The organism is Streptomyces sp. JN8 (assembly GCF_055808075.1).
The window spans coordinates 4,639,106-4,657,154 of sequence record NZ_CM147852.1 but is presented as its reverse complement, the minus strand read 5'-3'; the positions used below and the strand labels follow the sequence as shown (position 1 = coordinate 4,657,154).

Annotated in this window: 18 protein-coding genes and 1 pseudogene; 4 read left to right on the top strand and 15 right to left on the bottom strand. The window is 75.2% G+C overall.

Annotation, left to right across the window (positions count from 1 at the left end; all coding sequences use genetic code 11):
- Positions 1 to 29 precede the first annotated feature (29 nt).
- The 7 genes from ACY0MR_RS20615 to ACY0MR_RS20585 form a co-directional block, all read right to left on the bottom strand.
- Positions 30 to 203, bottom strand: coding sequence for a hypothetical protein (locus tag ACY0MR_RS20615; RefSeq protein WP_198955885.1), 174 nt, complete (start codon positions 201 to 203; stop codon positions 30 to 32).
- A 14-nt stretch (positions 204 to 217) separates the two neighbouring features.
- Positions 218 to 790, bottom strand: a complete 573-nt coding sequence (locus ACY0MR_RS20610; protein WP_388802055.1) for a hypothetical protein — start codon at positions 788 to 790, stop codon at positions 218 to 220.
- Positions 791 to 935: 145 nt separating this feature from the next.
- Positions 936 to 1,742, bottom strand: a complete 807-nt coding sequence (locus ACY0MR_RS20605; protein ID WP_388801350.1) for a type III pantothenate kinase — start codon at positions 1,740 to 1,742, stop codon at positions 936 to 938.
- The gene (nadC, locus tag ACY0MR_RS20600; RefSeq protein WP_361862671.1) at positions 1,742 to 2,764 is read right to left on the bottom strand and encodes a carboxylating nicotinate-nucleotide diphosphorylase; all 1,023 of its coding nucleotides are present in this window, start codon (positions 2,762 to 2,764) and stop codon (positions 1,742 to 1,744) included. The genes ACY0MR_RS20605 and nadC overlap by 1 nt, the downstream gene beginning before the upstream one ends.
- Positions 2,765 to 4,459: an L-aspartate oxidase gene (locus tag ACY0MR_RS20595; protein ID WP_388801355.1), complete on the bottom strand. Its 1,695-nt coding sequence runs from the start codon at positions 4,457 to 4,459 to the stop codon at positions 2,765 to 2,767.
- A complete protein-coding gene (panC, locus tag ACY0MR_RS20590; RefSeq protein ID WP_388801358.1) occupies positions 4,456 to 5,541 on the bottom strand; it encodes a pantoate--beta-alanine ligase in 1,086 nt (361 codons plus the stop codon). Before panC ends, ACY0MR_RS20595 begins: the two co-directional genes overlap by 4 nt.
- Positions 5,538 to 6,503: a Rossmann-like and DUF2520 domain-containing protein gene (locus ACY0MR_RS20585; protein ID WP_404085865.1), complete on the bottom strand. Its 966-nt coding sequence runs from the start codon at positions 6,501 to 6,503 to the stop codon at positions 5,538 to 5,540. The genes panC and ACY0MR_RS20585 overlap by 4 nt, the downstream gene beginning before the upstream one ends.
- Positions 6,504 to 6,628: 125 nt before the next feature.
- On the opposite strand from ACY0MR_RS20585, the gene ACY0MR_RS20580 reads away from it, so the two are divergent.
- Positions 6,629 to 7,819, top strand: a complete 1,191-nt coding sequence (locus ACY0MR_RS20580) for a threonine aldolase family protein (protein ID WP_388801362.1) — start codon at positions 6,629 to 6,631, stop codon at positions 7,817 to 7,819.
- A gap of 147 nt (positions 7,820 to 7,966) precedes the next feature.
- Here ACY0MR_RS20580 and ACY0MR_RS20575 read toward each other — a convergent pair whose 3' ends face one another.
- Positions 7,967 to 8,179 (bottom strand): hypothetical protein, encoded by a 213-nt coding sequence (locus ACY0MR_RS20575; protein ID WP_388801365.1) that lies wholly within the window; start codon positions 8,177 to 8,179, stop codon positions 7,967 to 7,969.
- 142 nt (positions 8,180 to 8,321) lie between these two features.
- Between ACY0MR_RS20575 and ACY0MR_RS20570 the strand changes: the two are divergent.
- Positions 8,322 to 9,345 (top strand): annotated as a pseudogene (locus ACY0MR_RS20570) (DUF5937 family protein).
- Between the two features lie 80 nt (positions 9,346 to 9,425).
- Here the strand turns inward: ACY0MR_RS20570 and ACY0MR_RS20565 are convergent.
- Complete coding sequence (locus ACY0MR_RS20565; protein WP_328944035.1) at positions 9,426 to 10,103, bottom strand: response regulator transcription factor; 678 nt, start codon at positions 10,101 to 10,103, stop codon at positions 9,426 to 9,428.
- Positions 10,104 to 10,121: 18 nt separating this feature from the next.
- The gene (locus ACY0MR_RS20560; RefSeq protein ID WP_473554601.1) at positions 10,122 to 11,330 is read right to left on the bottom strand and encodes a sensor histidine kinase; all 1,209 of its coding nucleotides are present in this window, start codon (positions 11,328 to 11,330) and stop codon (positions 10,122 to 10,124) included.
- A 97-nt stretch (positions 11,331 to 11,427) separates the two neighbouring features.
- Between ACY0MR_RS20560 and ACY0MR_RS20555 the strand changes: the two genes are divergently transcribed.
- Complete coding sequence (locus tag ACY0MR_RS20555; protein WP_473554598.1) at positions 11,428 to 12,564, top strand: SAM-dependent methyltransferase; 1,137 nt, start codon at positions 11,428 to 11,430, stop codon at positions 12,562 to 12,564.
- Between the two features lie 4 nt (positions 12,565 to 12,568).
- Positions 12,569 to 13,711, top strand: coding sequence for an NADH-quinone oxidoreductase subunit D (locus ACY0MR_RS20550; protein ID WP_388801375.1), 1,143 nt, complete (start codon positions 12,569 to 12,571; stop codon positions 13,709 to 13,711).
- A gap of 151 nt (positions 13,712 to 13,862) precedes the next feature.
- Here ACY0MR_RS20550 and ACY0MR_RS20545 read toward each other — a convergent pair whose 3' ends face one another.
- The 5 genes from ACY0MR_RS20545 to ACY0MR_RS20525 all read right to left on the bottom strand — a co-directional run bounded on the left by ACY0MR_RS20545 (position 13,863) and on the right by ACY0MR_RS20525 (position 18,047).
- A complete protein-coding gene (locus ACY0MR_RS20545; RefSeq protein ID WP_388801378.1) occupies positions 13,863 to 14,384 on the bottom strand; it encodes a GNAT family N-acetyltransferase in 522 nt (173 codons plus the stop codon).
- Entirely contained in the window at positions 14,381 to 15,454 is a 1,074-nt protein-coding gene (locus tag ACY0MR_RS20540) for a hypothetical protein (RefSeq protein ID WP_361853694.1), read from the bottom strand. Before ACY0MR_RS20540 ends, ACY0MR_RS20545 begins: the two co-directional genes overlap by 4 nt.
- A 130-nt stretch (positions 15,455 to 15,584) precedes the next feature.
- Positions 15,585 to 16,589: an ABC transporter substrate-binding protein gene (locus ACY0MR_RS20535; protein ID WP_361853697.1), complete on the bottom strand. Its 1,005-nt coding sequence runs from the start codon at positions 16,587 to 16,589 to the stop codon at positions 15,585 to 15,587.
- 17 nt (positions 16,590 to 16,606) lie between these two features.
- Positions 16,607 to 17,359, bottom strand: coding sequence for an ABC transporter permease (locus ACY0MR_RS20530; protein WP_473554594.1), 753 nt, complete (start codon positions 17,357 to 17,359; stop codon positions 16,607 to 16,609).
- 1 nt (position 17,360) lies between these two features.
- Entirely contained in the window at positions 17,361 to 18,047 is a 687-nt protein-coding gene (locus ACY0MR_RS20525; protein WP_388801390.1) for an ABC transporter permease, read from the bottom strand.
- Between the last annotated feature and the right edge of the window lie 2 nt (positions 18,048 to 18,049).

Here is an 18,049-nt window from a genome sequence, read left to right as displayed (position 1 = left end):
CCGGGTGCCGCGGTGGTCCGTGCGGGCGGTCAGTCCTTGTCCGAGGACTGACGGACGGCCTCGGCGCGGGCGATCGCGGCGTCCACGATCGCGTCCTCCTTGGCCTTGTTCGGGCCGCCCTGGCTCTTGATGATGATGGCCACGATGCCGAAGAAGAACACGGCCATCACGACGGGGGGCACGAGCGCGGATACGTAGTCCATGGCGACCAGACTAGCTATCCGGCGACACGCTCCTCCGGCGGGGGCGGCGGAACGGGCCTCCGGCGCGGCGGGAAGACCTCGGACGGCTTGGGCACCGGGCGCTCGGTCGGCACCGGCGGCCGCGGCTTGGGCTCGTCGGCCGCCGCGCGCCCGCCGGGGAGGGCGAGCAGCCGGGCCCGGGGGGCGGCGGCCGCGGGGGTGGCGGTGGCCTGGGAGACCCGGGCCAGGCGCGCGCGCACCGAGCGCTCGGCGAGGATCTGGCAGCGGGCGAGCAGCGCCGCGGCGGCGGGGTTGCGGCGCAGCGCGCGCAGGGCGGCGAGGTCGTCGGCCGCGGGGTCGTACCCGGCGGCGAGGGCGTCCTGGAGGAGCTCCAGGTAGCCGCTGAGCGAACCGGGCAGCGCCTCGCGGTACCGGGCCAGGTCGTCGAGGAGGAAGGCGCGCAGCCGGCCGGCCTCGCGCACCGCCTCGTCCACGGATTCGGCCAGGCGCAGCGCGTCCCGGACGTCCTCGTCCTGGAGGGGGGCGGGGTGGAGGGCGACGGCGAGGGCACGGCGGAGCACACGCAGCTCGTCCGCGCTGAACGCCATGCCGCCGCGGGATCCGTATGGCGTGGGCATGGGCCGACGATACGCGCTAATCGGACAATTTCCTCTTAGCGATCATTCCGGCGCGCCGGTGCCGGCGGGGGCGGCGGGGCCGCCCCCGGCCGGGTCGTTCGGGGTGGTGCCGGGCTCACATGCGGGACACGTTGCGCTCGTAGACCAGGCGCAGGCCGATCAGGGTCAGCCAGGGCTCGTGGTGGTCGATCTCCTTGGAGTCGGCGAGGACCATCGGCGCGAGGCCGCCGGTCGCGATCACGGTCACGTCGGACGGGTCGCCGGCCGGACCGGCGAGCTCGCGCTTCATGCGGGCGACGACGCCGTCGACCTGGCCCGCGTAGCCGTAGACGATGCCGGACTGCATCGCCTCGACCGTGTTCTTCCCGATGACGCTGCGCGGACGGGCCAGCTCGATCTTGCGGAGCATGGCGCCCCGGACGCCGAGCGCCTCGACGGAGATCTCGATGCCGGGCGCGATCGCCCCGCCCGCGTACTCCCCGCGGGCGGTGATCGCGTCGTACGTCGTCGCGGTGCCGAAGTCGACGACGATCGCCGGGCCGCCGTAGAGCTCGACGGCGGCGACGGCGTTGATCACCCGGTCCGCGCCGACCTCCTTGGGGTTGTCCGTGAGGACCGGGACGCCGGTCTTGACGCCCGGCTCCACCAGGACCGCCGGGACGTCCCCGTAGTACCGCCGGGTGACCTCGCGCAGCTCGTGCAGCACCGAGGGGACCGTCGCGCAGATGGCGATCCCCTCGATGCCGTCGCTCAGCTCGACGCCGAGCAGCGGGTGCATGCCCATGAGGCCCTGGAGCAGGACCGCCATCTCGTCGGCGGTGCGGCTCGGATCGGTGGAGATCCGCCAGTGCTCGACGATCTCGTCACCGTCGAAGAGACCGAGGACCGTGTGCGTGTTGCCGACGTCGATGGTGAGCAGCATCAGGCCCGCACCTCGCGCAGGTCGAGGCCGATGTCGAGGATCGGGGAGGAGTGGGTGAGGCCGCCGACGGCCAGGTAGTCCACCCCGGTCGCGGCGTACGCGGCCGCGTTCTCCAGGGTCAGCCGGCCCGAGGACTCCAGGACGGCGCGGCCCGCGACGAGGGCGACGGCCTCCTCGGTCTCCAGCGGGGTGAAGTTGTCCAGCAGGATCAGGTCGGCGCCCGCCTCCAGGACCTCGCGGACCTGGTGCATCGTGTCGACCTCGACCTCGATGGGCAGCTCGGGGAACAGCTCCCGCACGGCCTTGAAGGCCTGGGCCACGCCGCCGGCCGCCACCACGTGGTTGTCCTTGACGAGGGCCGCGTCGGAGAGCGACATGCGGTGGTTGACGCCGCCGCCGCAGCGGACCGCGTACTTCTCCAGGGCGCGCAGCCCCGGGGTCGTCTTGCGGGTGTCGCGGACCTTGGCCTTCGTGCCCTCCAGGGCGTCCGCCCACGCGCGCGTGGCGGTGGCGATGCCGGAGAGGCGGCACAGGATGTTGAGCGCGCTGCGCTCGCCGGTGAGCAGGTCGCGGGTGCGGGCGGTGACGCTGAGGAGCACGGCCCCGGCCTCGACGCGCTCGCCGTCCTCGACGTGCCGCTCGACCTCGAACGCGTCGTCGCAGACGATCGACAGGACGGCCTCGGCGACGCGCAGGCCGGCCACGACACCGGCCTCGCGGGCGGTGAAGTCGGCGGTGGCGACGGCGTCCTCGGGGACGGTCGCCACGGTCGTCACGTCGACGCCCCCGTCGAGGTCCTCGGCGATCGCGAGGTGGGCGATGTCCTCGACCTGCACGGGGTCCAGGCCGGCCGCCGCCAGGAGTTCGGCGAGCGCCGGGTCGAGCCCGCACTCGAACTCCTCGCCGCCGCCGCAGCCGCAGCCGTCGCCGCAGCCGCCTGCCTCCTCCTCGGAGGACACCGAGTTGATCTGGATGAGAGGGACGTCCACGGGCTGCGGACGGGCTTCCTCGGGCGTGCTCACTTACGGCTCCCTGGGTGCATCGGAGGTGGGGGGAAAGTCGTGCGTGCCGGTCGTCCGGACGTCGAGGGCCCGCTCCGGGGTGAGGCGGACGACGAGGTGCCGGCGCCAGTGCGGGTCGTCGCGGTCGGGGCGGTCCTCGCGCCAGTGGCAGCCGCGGGTCTCCTCGCGGCGGCGGGCGGCGGCGACCAGGACGCGGGAGACGCACAGCAGGTTGGTGGTCTCCCAGGCGTCGACGCCGGGCTCGCCGGCCTTGGTGTCGTCGCTGCCGCCCGCGAGGGCGTCGCTGTGCAGGGCGTCGAGGGCCTCGGCGGCCTCCCGCAGGCTGGCCTCGGAGCGCAGGACCCCGGCCCCGGCCGTCATGATCCGCTGGATACGGGTCCGGGCGCCGGCCACCGGCAGCGGCAGCGTCACCGGGGCCGCGTGCGGCACCGGGTCGCCCGCGGCGCGGGGGGCGGCCGCGGTGATGTCGTCGGCGATCCGCTCGGCGAAGACCAGTCCCTCCAGGAGCGAGTTCGAGGCGAGCCGGTTGGCGCCGTGGACGCCCGTACAGGCCACCTCGCCGCACGCGTACAGGCCGGGCACGGTCGTCCGGCCCCGCAGGTCGGTACGGACGCCGCCGGAGGCGTAGTGGGCGGCGGGGGCGACCGGGATCGGCTCCGTGACGGGGTCGATGCCGTGCGAGCGGCAGGCCGCGAGGATCGTGGGGAAGCGCTCCTCCCACATCTCGGCGCCGAAGTGGCGGGCGTCGAGGTACATGTTCTCGGTGCCGCGCTCCTGCATCCGGCGGGTGATCGCCTTGGCGACGATGTCCCGGGGCGCCAGCTCGGCGAGCTCGTGCTGCCCGACCATGAAGCGGACGCCGTCGGCGTCGACCAGGTGGGCGCCCTCGCCGCGCACGGCCTCGGAGACCAGCGGCTGCTGGCCCTCGGAGCCGGCGCCGAGGAAGAGCACCGTCGGGTGGAACTGGACGAACTCCAGGTCGGAGACCTCGGCGCCGGCGCGCAGCGCGAGTGCGACGCCGTCCCCGGTGGAGACCGCCGGGTTGGTGGTCGCGGAGAACACCTGGCCCATGCCGCCGGTGGCGAGGACCACCGCGGGCGCGTGGACGGCGCCGACGCCGTCGTGCTGGCCCTCGCCCATGACGTGCAGGGTCACGCCCGCCGTGCGGCCCTCGGCGTCGGTGAGGAGGTCCAGGACGAGGGCGTGCTCGATGGTGCGCACGCCCCGGTCGCGTATCGCCTCGACCAGGGCGCGGGAGATCTCGGCGCCGGTCGCGTCGCCGCCCGCGTGCGCGATGCGGCGGCGGTGGTGGCCGCCCTCGCGGGTCAGCGCGATCTCGCCGTCGGCGGTCTTGTCGAAGTCGGCGCCGGTCGCGATCAGCCGGCGGACGGCGTCGGGGCCCTCGGTGACGAGGGCGCGGACGGCCCGCTCGTCGCAGAGTCCGGCGCCGGCGACCAGGGTGTCGTCCAGGTGCTGCTCGGGGGTGTCGCCGTCGCCGAGGGCGGCGGCGATGCCGCCCTGGGCCCAGCGGGTGGAGCCGTCGTCGAGCCGGGCCTTGGTGACGACGACCGTGCGCAGCCCGGCGGCGGTGCAGCGCAGGGCGGCGGTGAGGCCGGCGACGCCGGAGCCGACCACGACGACGTCGGCTTCGATGGCCCAGCCGGGCGCGGGGGCGTGCAGCCGTATTCCGGTCACTGGGCGGCTCCGAACGTGGTGGACATGGGGGCTCCGAGGAGGAGGGGGGTGTTGTCGATCAGCCGCGTGGCGCCGACGCGCGCGGCGACGGCGAGGACGGCCTCCCCGTCGTGGTCGTCGGGCACCTCGGTGAAGTCGGCCGGGTCGACCAGGGCCAGGTAGTCGAGGACGAGCGGCGGCCGGGCCCGCGACGCGTCGTCGAGGACGGCGCGGGCCGCGGCCCGCACGGCGTCGGCGCCGCAGCCGTCGGCGGCCTGCGCCACCGCGTGGGCGTCGGCGGCGGCCCGGGCCTCGCCGAGCCGGGAGAGGGCGTCGGCGCGGCTCTGGGCGCCGGGCAGGGCCTCGGCACGCGCGCGGAGCGCCTCCTGGGCGGCGAGCCGGTCGCGGGCGGCGAACAGCGCGCCGGACAGCGCCAGGGCGGTGCGGCGCTCGTCGGCCGACAGGTAGCGGTTGCGGCTGGAGAGGGCGAGCCCGTCGGTCTCGCGGACCGTCGGCACGCCGACGATCTCGACCGGGAAGTTCAGGTCGCGGACCATCCGGCGGATCAGGGCCAGCTGCTGGGCGTCCTTCTGGCCGAAGAAGGCCAGGTCGGGGGCGGTGAGGTGGAGCAGCTTGGCGACGACGGTCAGCATCCCGTCGAAGTGGCCGGGCCGGGAGGCGCCTTCGAGGAGCTCGCCCATGGGGCCCGCGGTGATCCGGACCTGGGGCTCCCCGCCCGGGTAGACCTCGTCGACGGAGGGCGCGAAGACGGCGCTCGCGCCCGCGGCGAAGGCGACGTCGAGGTCGGCGTCGAGGGTGCGGGGGTAGCGGTCGAGGTCCTCGCCCGCGCCGAACTGGAGCGGGTTGACGAACACGGTGACGACGACGAAGCCCTGGTCGCCGACCCGCTCGCGGGCGGCCCTGACCAGGGAGGCGTGGCCCTCGTGGAGTGCGCCCATGGTCATGACGACGGCGTTCCCGCCGGGGGTCCCGAAGCGGGCCGCGGCGGCGTGGAGCTCCTCGGCGGTGCGGAGGAGCTCGGCCGGCTGGTGGCGGCGGTCGGGCCGGGCGCTCGCGGCGCGGTCGCGGTCGAGCGGGCTCATCGGTCGTCTCCTTGCGGCCCGTCGGCCGCTCCCGCGGCCCCGGTGGTGCCGGCCGGGGGCTCGGCGAGCACGCCCAGCAGGTCCTCGGCCAGCTCGGGCTTGAGCAGGCCGTGCGCGAGCGCGCGGTCGGCGGTCGTGCGGGCCATCGCCAGATAGCCGGCGACCGTGCCGGGGGCGTGCTTGCGCAGCTCGGTGACGTGGGCGGCGACCGTGCCGGCGTCGCCGCGCGCGACGGGGCCGGTGAGGGCCGCGTCCCCGGACCGCAGCGCGTTGTCGAGGGCGGCGCCGAGCAGCGGGCCGAGCATCCGGTCCGGGGCGGCGACGCCGGCCTTGTGCAGCAGTTCCATCGACTGGGCCACCAGGGTGACCAGGTGGTTCGCGCCGAGCGCCAGGGCCGCGTGGTAGAGCGGGCGGGCGTCCTCCGCGATCCACTCGGGCTCGCCGCCCATCTCGATCACCAGGGCCTCGGCCGCCAGCCGCAGCTCGTCCGGCGCGGTGACCCCGAAGGAGCAGCCGGCCAGGCGCTGGACGTCGACGGGGGTGCCGGTGAAGGTCATCGCGGGGTGCAGGGCGAGCGGCAGGGCGCCCGCGCGCCGGACCGGGTCCAGGACCCGGGTCCCGTACCGCCCGGAGGTGTGTGCGATCAGCTGTCCCGGCCGTACGGCCCCGGTGTCGGCGAGGCCCTCGGCCAGGCCGGTCAGTGCGTCGTCCGGCACGGTCAGCAGGACCAGGTCGGCGAGGGCGAGGACGCGGGCGGGCTCCACGACGGGGACGTCGGGCAGGAGCTCCGCGGCGCGGCGCCGGGAGGCGTCGGAGACCGCCGAGACGGCGACGGGCCGGTGCCCGGCGAGCCGGAGGGCGGCGGCGAGGGCGGGGCCCACGCGGCCCGCGCCGACGACGCCGACGGTCAGCCGGGCGGGTCGGTCCTCGGCTCGGGGCTCTGGCGCTGCGGGTGCGTTCACGGTGGGGGTGGCCTTCCGTTCCAGTCCTCGGCGGGTACCGGACGATTTCTGGTCATGCTACGCCAGCGTTTCGCGGCGCTCCGTGGCTGTCCACAGGGTGTGGGCGGTGGTGTGATGATCGGTCCATGGAACCTGTGGACGATGGGGGCACCGTGGACCCGGCGAACTCGGCGGAGGCGGACGAGGAAGCGGCCCGGCTGTACCGGGCGAAGGTCTGGGGCGGCGCCCGGCGGAAGCTGTGGCACACGTCGGTGGACGGCACCGTCGGCACGCGCCTGCGTGAGCTGGCCGACTGGGCCGAGGCCGGCGGCCGGGCCGACGGGCCGGTCGACACGTACGGGAACGGCCCGGTGGAGGAGCTGGAGGAGCGCGTCGCCGCGGAGCTCGGCCTCTCCGCCGCCGTGTTCTTCCCCACCGGGACGATGGCCCAGCAGGTGGCGCTGCGCTGCTGGGCCGGGCGGACCGGCAGCCCCGTCGTCGCGCTCCACCCGCTCGGCCACCCCGAGGTCCACGAGGGCGGCGCGCTCGGAGCCGTGTCCGGGCTCCGCACCGTCCACCCGACCGACGCCCCGCGGCTGCCGACGGCCGAGGAGGTGCGGGACCATCCGGAGCCGTTCGGGACGCTGATGCTGGAGCTGCCGCTGCGGGACGCCGGCTTCGTGCTGCCGTCGTGGGAGGAGCTGACCGCGGTGGTGGAGGCGGCCCGCGAGCGGGACGCCGTGGTCCACTTCGACGGGGCGCGGCTCTGGGAGTGCCCGACGCACTTCGGCCGCCCGCTCGCGGAGATCGCGGGGCTCGCCGACAGCGTCTACGTCTCGTTCTACAAGTCGCTCGGCGGGCAGTCCGGCGCCGTGCTCGCCGGACCCGAGGACGTCATGGCCGAGGCGCGGGTGTGGCGGCACCGGTACGGGGGCCTGGTCTTCCAGCAGTACCCGGCGGCGCTCTCCGCGCTCCGGGGCCTGGACGAGGAACTGCCCAGGCTGCCCTCGTACGTGGCCCACGCGCGCGTGGTGGCCGCGGCGGTCCGGGAGGCGCTCGCGGAGGCGGGCACCGGATGGTTCCGGGTCCACCCGGAGACCCCGCACACCCACCAGTTCCAGGTCTGGCTGCCGTACGGGGCCGAGGCCCTGACGGCGGCGGCCCTGGCCCAGACGGAGGAGACGGGCACGGTCCTCTTCCGCCGCTGGTTCGCCCCGGGCGCGGGCGGCCCGCCGGGGGTCGCCCTGACGGAGCTGACGGTGGGGGAAGCGGGCCTGGAGTGGACGGCGGAGGACGTCCGGGAGGCGGTGCGGGAGTTCGTGTCGCGGGTCGGGTAGCGGCCCACCGCGGTCCCGCGCCCGGCGGTCTGGGGCGCCCCAGGGCGGCGCGGCCGGTCCGTCAGCGGCCCCGGCGGCGCGGACGGACCGGCCGCGCCCCCGGCGGCGCGGCCGGTCCGTCAGCGCCCCCGGGGGCGCGTCGAGCCGTCAGCAGGCCCGGGCCCGGAGGCGCAGCAGTCGGCGCAGGGCGGTCCGGAGGCCGCCCCGGGCCGGCCGGCCCGCCAGGACCCGCTCGAAGCGGCGCCGGTCGCGGACCGCCCGCAGCACGGCGACGTCGTGGGTGCCGGGCGCCGGCGGGGCCGGCTCGCCGAGCTGCTCGGCGCGGTACGTGTCGAAGAGGTACTGGTGCAGCGCGTTCATGGCCCCACCGTGCGCCGCGGCCCGGCGCCGTGGCCCGTCGTTTGACGGGGGCGGTCAAACGGCGCCCGGGAACGCGCCGTCGATTGACGGGGGCCGTCAAACGACACGACAGCTCCGCCGGGCCACCCCGCACCATAGGGGGGTGAGCGTGACCATCGACATCACCGGACTGCCGCACGAGCGGATCGCCTTCTGCCCCTCGCCGCTGGCGGAGCTCGGCAACGCCCTGCACGCCCTCGCCGAGCCCGCGCACCACGCCCGGCTGCACGCCTGGACGACCGCCACCTCCGCGGCCCTGAAGCCCGAACTGGCGGACCGGCTGCACGAGGCCGACTTCATGTGGCGATCCAGCCGGTCCGACATCCTGCTGCCCGCCCGGCCCCGCGCGACCCTCGCCGAGGAGCTGGACGACCTCGACCGCATGGACGACGAGAAGTACGTGGGCTCGGCCCTGGAGATCTCCTGCGCGAGCCGCTACTCCGACGGCGCTCCCTCGCCCCTCGTCGACGAGGGGACGCGGCGGCGGGCGCTCGAACTGGCCACCGCGCGCGGTCCGCGCCAGGCCGCGTTCGTGGAGCGGATGCTCGCCGACCCGCCCGGTACGCGCGCGTGGATCCGGCGCCTCCTGGAGGACTGCGACGAGGCCTTCTTCGCCGACACCTGGCGCCGGGTCCGGGTCCAGCTCGCCGCCGACGCCCGCCACAAGACGGAGCTGATGCGCCGCAAGGGCCTGGCCGAGGCCGTCGCCGACGCGTCCTCCGCGATGGTCCTGGAGGAGGACGCGGAGGGCTCCCGGATCGTCGTCGACAAGCTGGCCCAGGCCCGTACCAGCGCGGAGGGCACCGGGGTGACGTTCCTGCCGACCGCCTTCGGCTGGCCGCACCTGTTCGCCCTGCACACCCCCGGCTGGCAGCCCGTGATCCAGTACCCGGTGCCCGCCCGCGACCTCGGGGGCGGCGCCCCCGTCGACACGGTCAAGCTGCGCCTGGAGGCGGTCGCCCACCCGATGCGGATGCGGCTGAGCCGCAGCCTGGCCCGCGGCTCGTACTCCGCGGAAGGCCGGTCTGATCACCACCCAGCGGCGCGGCCGGTACGTCCTGCACCAGCTGGACGTCGCCGTCGTCGCCCGCCTCGGCAGCGACTTCCTGGAGAGCGTCCTCCGCTAGCGGCCGCCCGACGGGGTCCCCGGGCGGTCCCCGGCGGGCTCCGGCCGGCCGGCTCAGCCGGAGCGGGGCGCCCCGTCCGCTCAGCCCGCCGCGCCGCCGCCCGCGCGGACCAGGCCCGTCTCGTACGCCAGGACGACGACCTGGACCCGGTCGCGCAGGCCCAGCTTGGTCAGGATGCGGCCCACGTGGGTCTTCACCGTCGCCTCGGACAGGACGAGACGGGCGGCGATCTCGCCGTTCGACAGGCCCTGCGCGACCAGCATCATCACCTCGCGCTCCCGGTCCGTGAGCCGGCCCAGCTCCTTGTGCTCGGGCTCCTTGCCCGAGGACGGCAGCATCGGCGAGAAGCGGTCCAGGAGCCGCCGGGTGGTCGAGGGGGCCACCACCGCGTCGCCGCTGTGCACCGAGCGGATCGCGCCGAGCAGCTCCGCCGGCGGCACGTCCTTCAGCATGAAGCCGCTCGCCCCCGCCTTCAGCCCCGAGAACGCGTACTCGTCGAGGTCGAACGTGGTCAGGATCAGCACCTTCGGCGCGTCCGGCTGCGAGCAGATCCGCCGGGTCGTCTCCACCCCGTCCAGCTTGGGCATGCGGACGTCCATCAGCACCACGTCGACCGCCGTCGCGCGCAGCACCTCCAGCGCCTCGACCCCGTCGCCCGCCTCCGCGACGACCTCCATGTCCGGCTGGGCGGCCAGCACCATGCGGAAGCCGGTGCGCAGCAGCACCTGGTCGTCGACAAGCATCACGCGGATGGACATCAGTTTCCTTCGGGGTCGTCAGTGAGCGGGCTTGAGAGGGAGCAGGGCGCTGATGCGGAAGCCTCCACCGGGGCGCGGTCCCGCGTCCAGCGTGCCGCCGACCATGCCGACCCGCTCCCGCATGCCGATCAGGCCGTGGCCGCGGCCGTCGGCTCCCCCGTCCTCGTACATCTCCTGCGGCGCTCCCCGGCCGTCGTCCTCGACGAGCAGGCCGAGGCCGTCGTCGAAGTACACCAGCCGGACGCTGGCGCCGACGTCGGGACCGCCGTGCTTGCGCGTGTTGGTCAGGGCCTCCTGCACGATCCGGTACGCGGTGAGCTCGACGCCGCTGGGCAGCGGACGGGGGCTCCCCTCGACCGCGAAGTCGACGGTCAGCCCGGCCCCCCTCACCTGCTCGACCAGGTCCTCGATCTGCTTCACGTCGGGCTGCGGCACGTACTCCCCGGCCTCCTGGTGCTCCCCGGTCCGCAGGATGCCGAGGAGCCGGCGCATCTCCGCGAGGGCCTGCCGGCCGGTGGTGGAGATGGTGTCCAGGGCCTGCTTGGCCGTCTCCGGGGAGGAGTCCATGACGTACGCCGCGCCGTCGGCCTGCACCACCATCACCGACACGTTGTGCGCGACGACGTCGTGCAGCTCGCGGGCGATCCGGGCCCGCTCGGCGGCGACCGCGACCTTGGCCTGGGCCTCGCGCTCCTGCTCCAACCGGGAGGCCCGCTCCTCCAGCTGCGCGAAGTAGGCGCGGCGGGTGCGGAGCGAGTCGCCGAGGACCCAGGCGAGCGCGAACGGCACGGTCATGATGACGGTGAAGAAGACCTGGGCGAGGCCCGACTGCGGGCCCTCCGCCGGCCATCTCAGCTGGGAGAGCGTCGCGGCGCAGAGCCCGCCGGCCAGCGCGAGCCGGGACGCCCAGCGCGGTCCGTCGTGCGCGGCGACGGTGTAGATGATCACGAGCATGGCGAAGTCGGCCGGGAAGGGCTGGAGGCCGAAGGCGAGCTGCGCCAGACCGAGGCCGACCGAGAGGAGGAGCATCTTCTCCGGGGCGCGTCGCCGCAGGGCGACGACCAGCGGGAAGAGCACCGCCACGAGGGCGTACCCGGCGGGGTGTCCCCCCATCGAGGTGCCCCCTGACGACACCACCCACAGCATGGAGAACCCCAGGAGGACGACCGCCCAGAAGGTGTCGACGCCCGTGGGGTGTCTGCGGATGAAGTCGTAAAGGCGCTGCACGTCACCCAGAGTAGGGAAGGGAGAAAGGTGCAGGGATCAACCGTGGGGTCGATCCTTGGCGCGGGACCCGTACTCCCCGAGGTGGAGACTGGGGCGCGTGACGGATGAGACGTGTCAGTGGCAGGGGTGGCGGCAGGCCACGGAACGGGCGCTGTACGGCCCGGGGGGCTTCTATCTGCGGCCCGAGGGGCCCGCGGGGCACTTCCGCACCTCGGTGCACGCCTCCCCGCTGTTCGCGGGGGCGGTGGCCCGGCTGCTCGCGGAGGTCGCCGAGGAGCTGGGGACGTCCGAGGTCGACCTCGTCGACGTGGGCGCCGGGCGCGGGGAGCTGCTGACCGGGGTCCTCGCCGCGGTCGCGGGCGGCGACGACACTCCGGGCGGCGCCCGGCGCGGCCCGCACGACCGCGTCCCGGGCGACACCCCGGCCGGCGTCGCCAGCGCCCCCGGCCGCGTCCCCGCGGGCACGCCCGGCATCGTCCCCGGCGGCCTCACGGTGCGGGCGTACGCCGTCGAGCGGGCGCCGCGGCCCGCCGGGCTCGATCCGCGCGTCGTCTGGACCGATCGGCTGCCCCGCGGCGTGCGCGGGCTGGTCTTCGCGAACGAGTGGCTCGACAACGTGCCGGTGGACGTGGCCGAGGCGGACTCCGCGGGCACGGCCCGGTACGTGGAGGTGCGCGAGGACGGCGCGGAGCGGCTCGGCGGTCCGGTCTCGGGCGCGGACGCGGAGTGGCTGGCCCGCTGGTGGCCGCTGGCGGAGCCGGGGGCGCGGGCCGAGATCGGCCGGCCGCGCGACGAGGCGTGGGCGTCGGCGGTGGCCTCGCTGGCGGCGGGCCGCGCGGTCGCCGTGGACTACGCGCACGTACGGGAGACCCGGCCGCCCTTCGGGTCACTGACCGGCTTCCGGTCGGGCCGCGAGGTCCCGCCGGTCCCGGACGGCGGCGGCGACGTGACGGCGCACGTGGCGCTCGACGCGTGCGCGGCGGCCGGCGGCGGGGACGGGCGGCACCCGGCCGAGCTGGTCACGCAGCGGGAGGCGCTCGGCCGGCTCGGGGTGTCCGGCGGCCGGCCGCCGCTCTCGCTCGCCTCCGCGGATCCCGCCGCCTACGTCCGCGCCCTCTCCTCCGCCGGGGAGGCCGCCGAGCTCACGGCCCGCGGCGGTCTCGGCGACTTCCTGTGGCTGACCCAGCGCGTCCCGGGCGGGGCGACGGAGCCGCCGGGGCAGGGGGGATACTGACCGCATGACGGAGACGACGGTCGGCATCGGCGGCGCGGCGGAGAGCACCGACATGGTGCTGAACATCGGGCCGCAGCACCCCTCGACGCACGGCGTGCTCCGGCTCCGGCTCGTGCTCGACGGAGAGGTCGTGCGGGAGGCCGAGCCGGTCGTCGGCTACATGCACCGCGGTGCCGAGAAGCTCTTCGAGGCCCGGGACTACCGGCAGATCATCATGCTGGCCAACCGGCACGACTGGCTCTCCGCCTTCTCGAACGAGCTCGGCGTGGTCATGGCCGTCGAGCGGATGCTGGGCATGGAGGTCCCGGAGCGCGCGGTGTGGACCCGTACGCTCCTCGCCGAGCTGAACCGGGTCCTGAACCATCTGATGTTCCTCGGCTCCTACCCCCTCGAACTGGGCGGCATCACCCCGGTCTTCCACGCCTTCCGGGAGCGCGAGGAGCTCCAGGCCGTGATGGAGGAGGTCTCCGGCGGCCGGATGCACTACATGTTCAACCGGGTCGGCGGCCTCAAGGAGGACCTGCCCGCCGGCTGGCTCGGCCGGGCCCGCCAGGCCGTCGCCGACGTCCGCTCGCGGATGGACGTGTACGACCGGCTCGTCCTCGGCAACGAGATCTTCCGGGGCCGTACCCGCGGGGTCGGCGTGCTGTCGCCCGCGTCGGTCCACGCGTACGGGGTCTCGGGGCCCATCGCGCGCGCCTCGGGCGTCGACTTCGACCTGCGCCGCGACGAGCCGTACCTGGCCTACGGGGAGCTGCGGGACACCCTGCGGGTCCCGGTCCGCCAGGAGGGCGACTGCCTGGCCCGCTTCGAGTGCCTGCTGGAGCAGACGCACAACGCGCTGGACCTCGCGGACGCCTGCCTGGACCGGATGGCCGAGCTGCCGCCGGGGCCCATCAACCAGCGGCTGCCGAAGGTGCTCAAGGCGCCGGAGGGCCACACGTACGCGTGGACCGAGAACCCGCTCGGCGTCAACGGCTACTACCTGGTGTCCAAGGGCGAGAAGACCCCCTACCGGCTGAAGCTCCGGTCGGCGTCCTTCAACAACATCCAGGCACTGGTGGAACTGCTGCCGGGAACGCTGGTCGCGGACATGGTGGCGATCCTGGGGTCGCTCTTCTTCGTCGTCGGCGACATCGACAAGTAGCGGGAACCCCCGGACGGGTCCCGGGCGGCGGCCCGGCCCGGCGGAGAGCCCGGGCGCGGGTGCGGGTGCGGCCCCGATCGCAGGTCCGTTCCCGGGCACGGGTCCGGGCCGCGGTCCCGTGCCCGGTCCCGGGCACGGGCACGGGCACGGGTCACCCGGGAGGCGGCCCTGCATCCGGCCGGGGCCGGTGCTCCCGGCGCATCACGACGTACTCACGCTCCTCCCGGCCGGGGCGGCGCCGGTCGGCCACCGTCCACCCCCAGCGGCCGTACCGGCCCGTCAGTTCCGGTACGTCGAGGGTCATCAGGAGGGCCGGTCCGGGCGCGGCGGCCGCGAGGAGCGCATCGTGGAGGCCGCGGCCGATGCCGAGGCCCTGGTGTCCGGGGGCGACGACGAGTTCGGCGAGTTCGAAGGCGGGCTCGGCGCCGGTCAGCACGGTGTCGGTCCAGCCGGCCGCGAACCCGAGGAGGGCGCCGTCGGCGTCGAGCGCGGCCACCGCGGTGAAGTCGTCCCGGCGGGCCGCCGAGTCGAGCAGCCGGTCCACGGTGCGCACCGCGCCCCGCGGCGGCTCGTGCCAGGGGGCGCCGCAGAAGGCCTGGGCGCACAGGGCGAGCAGTTCGTCGCGGTGGCCCGCGGCCTCACCGGCCGGGAGGTCGGTGAGGCGGTGGGTCACGAGTTCACCGCTCCGCGCAGCTCGGCCACGTCGAGCTGCTCGGTCTCGTCGTGCGCGGTCAGGTCGATGACCTGGCCGACCGCCTGCGCCGGGGCCTGCGGGGTGCCCGTGGGGCCGATCGGGGTGAGGAGCGGGGCGCCGAGCGCGGCCTGCGCCGCCAGCGCCTCCTCCAGGACCTCCTCGCCCACGACGTCGGCGAGGTCGGTGTGCTGCACGGCCTCGATCGCGGCGGCCGCCTTCTGCGTACCGAAGAAGTCGAAGCCGCCCTCGGGGCGGGCGACGGGCCTGCGGGCCGCGTACGGGACGATCGCGGACGCCGTCGGCACCGCCGGGACCCGCGGGGAGGCGGGCGCGGCCGGCGGGAGCGCGAGGGCGGAGGCGGCCGGGCGGCTGTGCTCGGTTCCGGCGGCCGCCGCGTGCTTCCCCTGCGGTTCCTCCGTCTCCCGGGCCCGCTCGGCGAGGTCCCGCGCGCGGGCGGCCTCGGCGGTACGGCGGGCGTGCTGCGCGGCGGCGTTGCGCGGCAGGTCGCGCAGGGCCAGGGCGGCGCGCCGGTAGGCCTCGGGTGTGGGCGCGGAGCTGCCGGCGGGCAGCGCCTTGACGTCCTCGGCGGCCGCGCCGGACTCCAGCGCCAGGACGCGGGCGCCCTCCAGGGCGCTGGCCCGCTCGGTCTCGGCCGTGGCGTACCGGCGGAGCAGGTCGGCGTGCTCGCCGCGCAGCCCGGCCAGCTCGACCCGCTTGGCGCGCAGCTTCGTGTCGAGCCGGGAGCGGAGCGCGCGGGCCTCTTCGAGGTCGGACTCCAGCTCGGCGACCCGCTCCTCGGCCTTCCACTGGTCGGCGGTGCGGGCGCGGTCGAGCTCGGCGACCCGCAGTCCGGCGCTCCGGTCCCAACTGCGCATGAGGACGGCACCGGTGACGGCGGCCGCGGCCGCCGCGGCGGCGAGCAGCCGGACGACGACCAGGTCACCGGGCAGCCAGGCGGCCGCGGCGCACACGACCGCGGCGCCGGCGACCGCGGAGGGCGGCAGCAGCTTGTGCAGAGGCGGGGAATGGCGGTGGCGTCCACGTGGCATGGCCTGAAATTTACCGTGCGTAGGCGGGGTGTGGGGCGTCGGCCCGGTAATCTCTTGGCCACTTCTCGCCACCGGAAGTGGATATCCGTCGTTCCGGTTCCGTTTCGAGCCGACGCCCCCCGCCCGAGGGCTACTTGTTGAGCAGCCCCTTCGTCTCCAGATACGCCTTGGCGACGTCCTCCGGCTTCGCCCGCTCGGCGTCGACCTTGCGGTTCAGTTCGGCGAGATCCGCTGTGGTGAGCACCTTGGTGATCTTGTCCAGGGCGGCGGCTATCTCGGGGGAGCCGGCGTCCTCGGCGTTGACCACGGGCAGCACGTTGTCGGCGTTCTGCAGCTTCTTGTCGTCCTCCAGGAAGACCAGCCCGTAGCTCTCGACGGTGGCGTCCGTGGTGGTCGTCAGGACCAGCTGGTCGACCCCGTCCTTCACGGCCTGCTTGGCCTGCGGGGTGCCGACGCCCTTGGGGTCGACCCCGGTCACGTCGATCCCGTACGTCTTCTTCAGGCCCGGGGCGCAGAAGGGCCGTACGGCGCATTCGTCACCGGCGGCGATCTTCACCTTGAGCTTCGAGGCGCCGAGATCGGAAAGCGTCTTCAGCTTGTTCTTCTCGGCGAATTCCTTGGTCACCGCGAAGGCGTTCTGATCGACCGCCCCGCCGACCGCGAGCACCTTCAGACCGCGCGGTTCGGCGAGCTTCCGCAGCGCCTCGACGGTGGCCGCCGCATCCCCGGAGGCGACCGGCTTCTCCTCGGGCGCCTTCGGCCCGTTCACCTTCGCGTTGAGGAATTCCGCGATGGTCGCCGCGTATTCGGGGACGACGTCGATCTCGCCCTTCTCCAGCGACGGCTCGTACAGCTCGCGATTCTTCACGGTGGTGATGGACACGGAGTATCCGGCGTCCCGCAGCGCCTGGGCGTACAGCTCGGCGAGCACCTTGGCCTCGGTGAAGGCGGCGGCGCCGACCACCAGCGAGCCCTTCCCGCCGCCGGAGGCGTCCGCGTCCCCGGCGCCCCCCGAGCCCTTCTTCTTGCCCTCCTCCAGGCTGTCACCGCCGCACGCGGCCAGTGCGACGGTCAGTGCCGCCGTCCCCAGCACCGCGCCCGCGATACGCGAGACCCTGTTCACGAGATCACCCATCCCCAGTCAGCTCTTGCTCAGTTGCTCGGTTGCCCGGTTGCTCTTGCCCGGTTGCCCGGTTGCCCGGTTGCCCGGTTGCCAAGCCGCTCGGATCGTTGGTCGAGCCGTCGCTCGACGCGCGGGAAGAACAGCCGGTCGGCGCCGACGAGGACGCCCTCCACCAGGAGGGCGAGCAGGGCCACGAGGACCGCTCCCGCGACGACCTGCGCCGTGTCGTAGGTGGCGAAGCCGGCCGTGATGATCCGGCCGAGGCCGCCCTGGCCGACCATCGCCGCGATCGTCGCCGTGGCCACCACCTGGACCGCGGCCGACCGGACCCCGGTCATCACCACCGGGCGCGCCAGCGGCAGTTCGACCTGCCGGAACAGCTGCCCGCCGGTCATCCCCATGCCCCGCGCGGCCCGCACCGCGGCCGGGTCCACCTCCCGCATCCCCACGTAGGCGTTGGTGAGCAGCGGGGGTATCGCGAAGAGCACGAGGGCCACGACGGTCGGCACGTACCCGGCGTTCCGCAGGGGGGACACCATGAACAGGGCGAGGACGGCGAAGACCGGGATCGCCCGCCCGACGTTCGACACGTTCACCGCGAGGGTCCCGCCCCGGCCGAGGTGGCCCAGCCAGAGGCCCAGCGGCAGCGCGATCGCGGCGGCGATCAGCAGCGCGGCCCCGCTCACGTACACGTGCTCGGCGAGGCGCTGCCCGACACCCTCCTCGCCCGTCCAGTGCGCGCCGGTGGTGAGCCAGCCCCAGGCGTCCGTCACCACGCCCATCTCACCCACCTCCCGGCGCGGTCCGTATCCGGGTCCACGGCGTCAGCAGCCGCTGGAGTCCCAGGAGAAGCAGGTCGGCGAGGACGGCGAGGAGCACGCACAGCACCGAGGCGGCGAGCATCTGCGCCTTGAAGAACGTGGGCAGGGCGTCCTCGATGAGGTTGCCGAGGCCGCCGCGGCCGACGACCGAGCCGACCGTCGTCAGCGCGATCGTGGAGACCGTCGCCATCCGTATCCCCGCCATCAGCACGGGCAGCGCCAGGGGGAGTTCGACCTCCCACAGCAGGCGCAGCGAGCCGTACCCCATGCCCCGCGCGGCCTCCCGGGTCTCGGCCGGCACGGCGGCGAGCCCCGCGAGCGTGTTCCGCACGAGGATCGTCAGCGCGTAGAGCACGAGGCCGGTCACCACCAGCGCCGAGGACAGCCCGAAGAAGGGCAGCAGCAGCGAGAACATGGCGAGCGACGGCACCGTGTAGAGCAGGGTGGTCAGTCCGAGGACGGGGCCCGCGAGGCGGGGTCTGGCCCGGACGAGCAGCGCGAGGGGCACGGCGACGGCGAGCGCGATCAGCACGGAGGCGACCGTGATTCCCACATGCTGGAGCGTGGCGTCGGTCAACTCCGCGGTGCGCGACCGCAGGTACTCGCCGCAGATCCAGTCGTTCGTGACCAGACAGTTCGGTGCGCTCATCC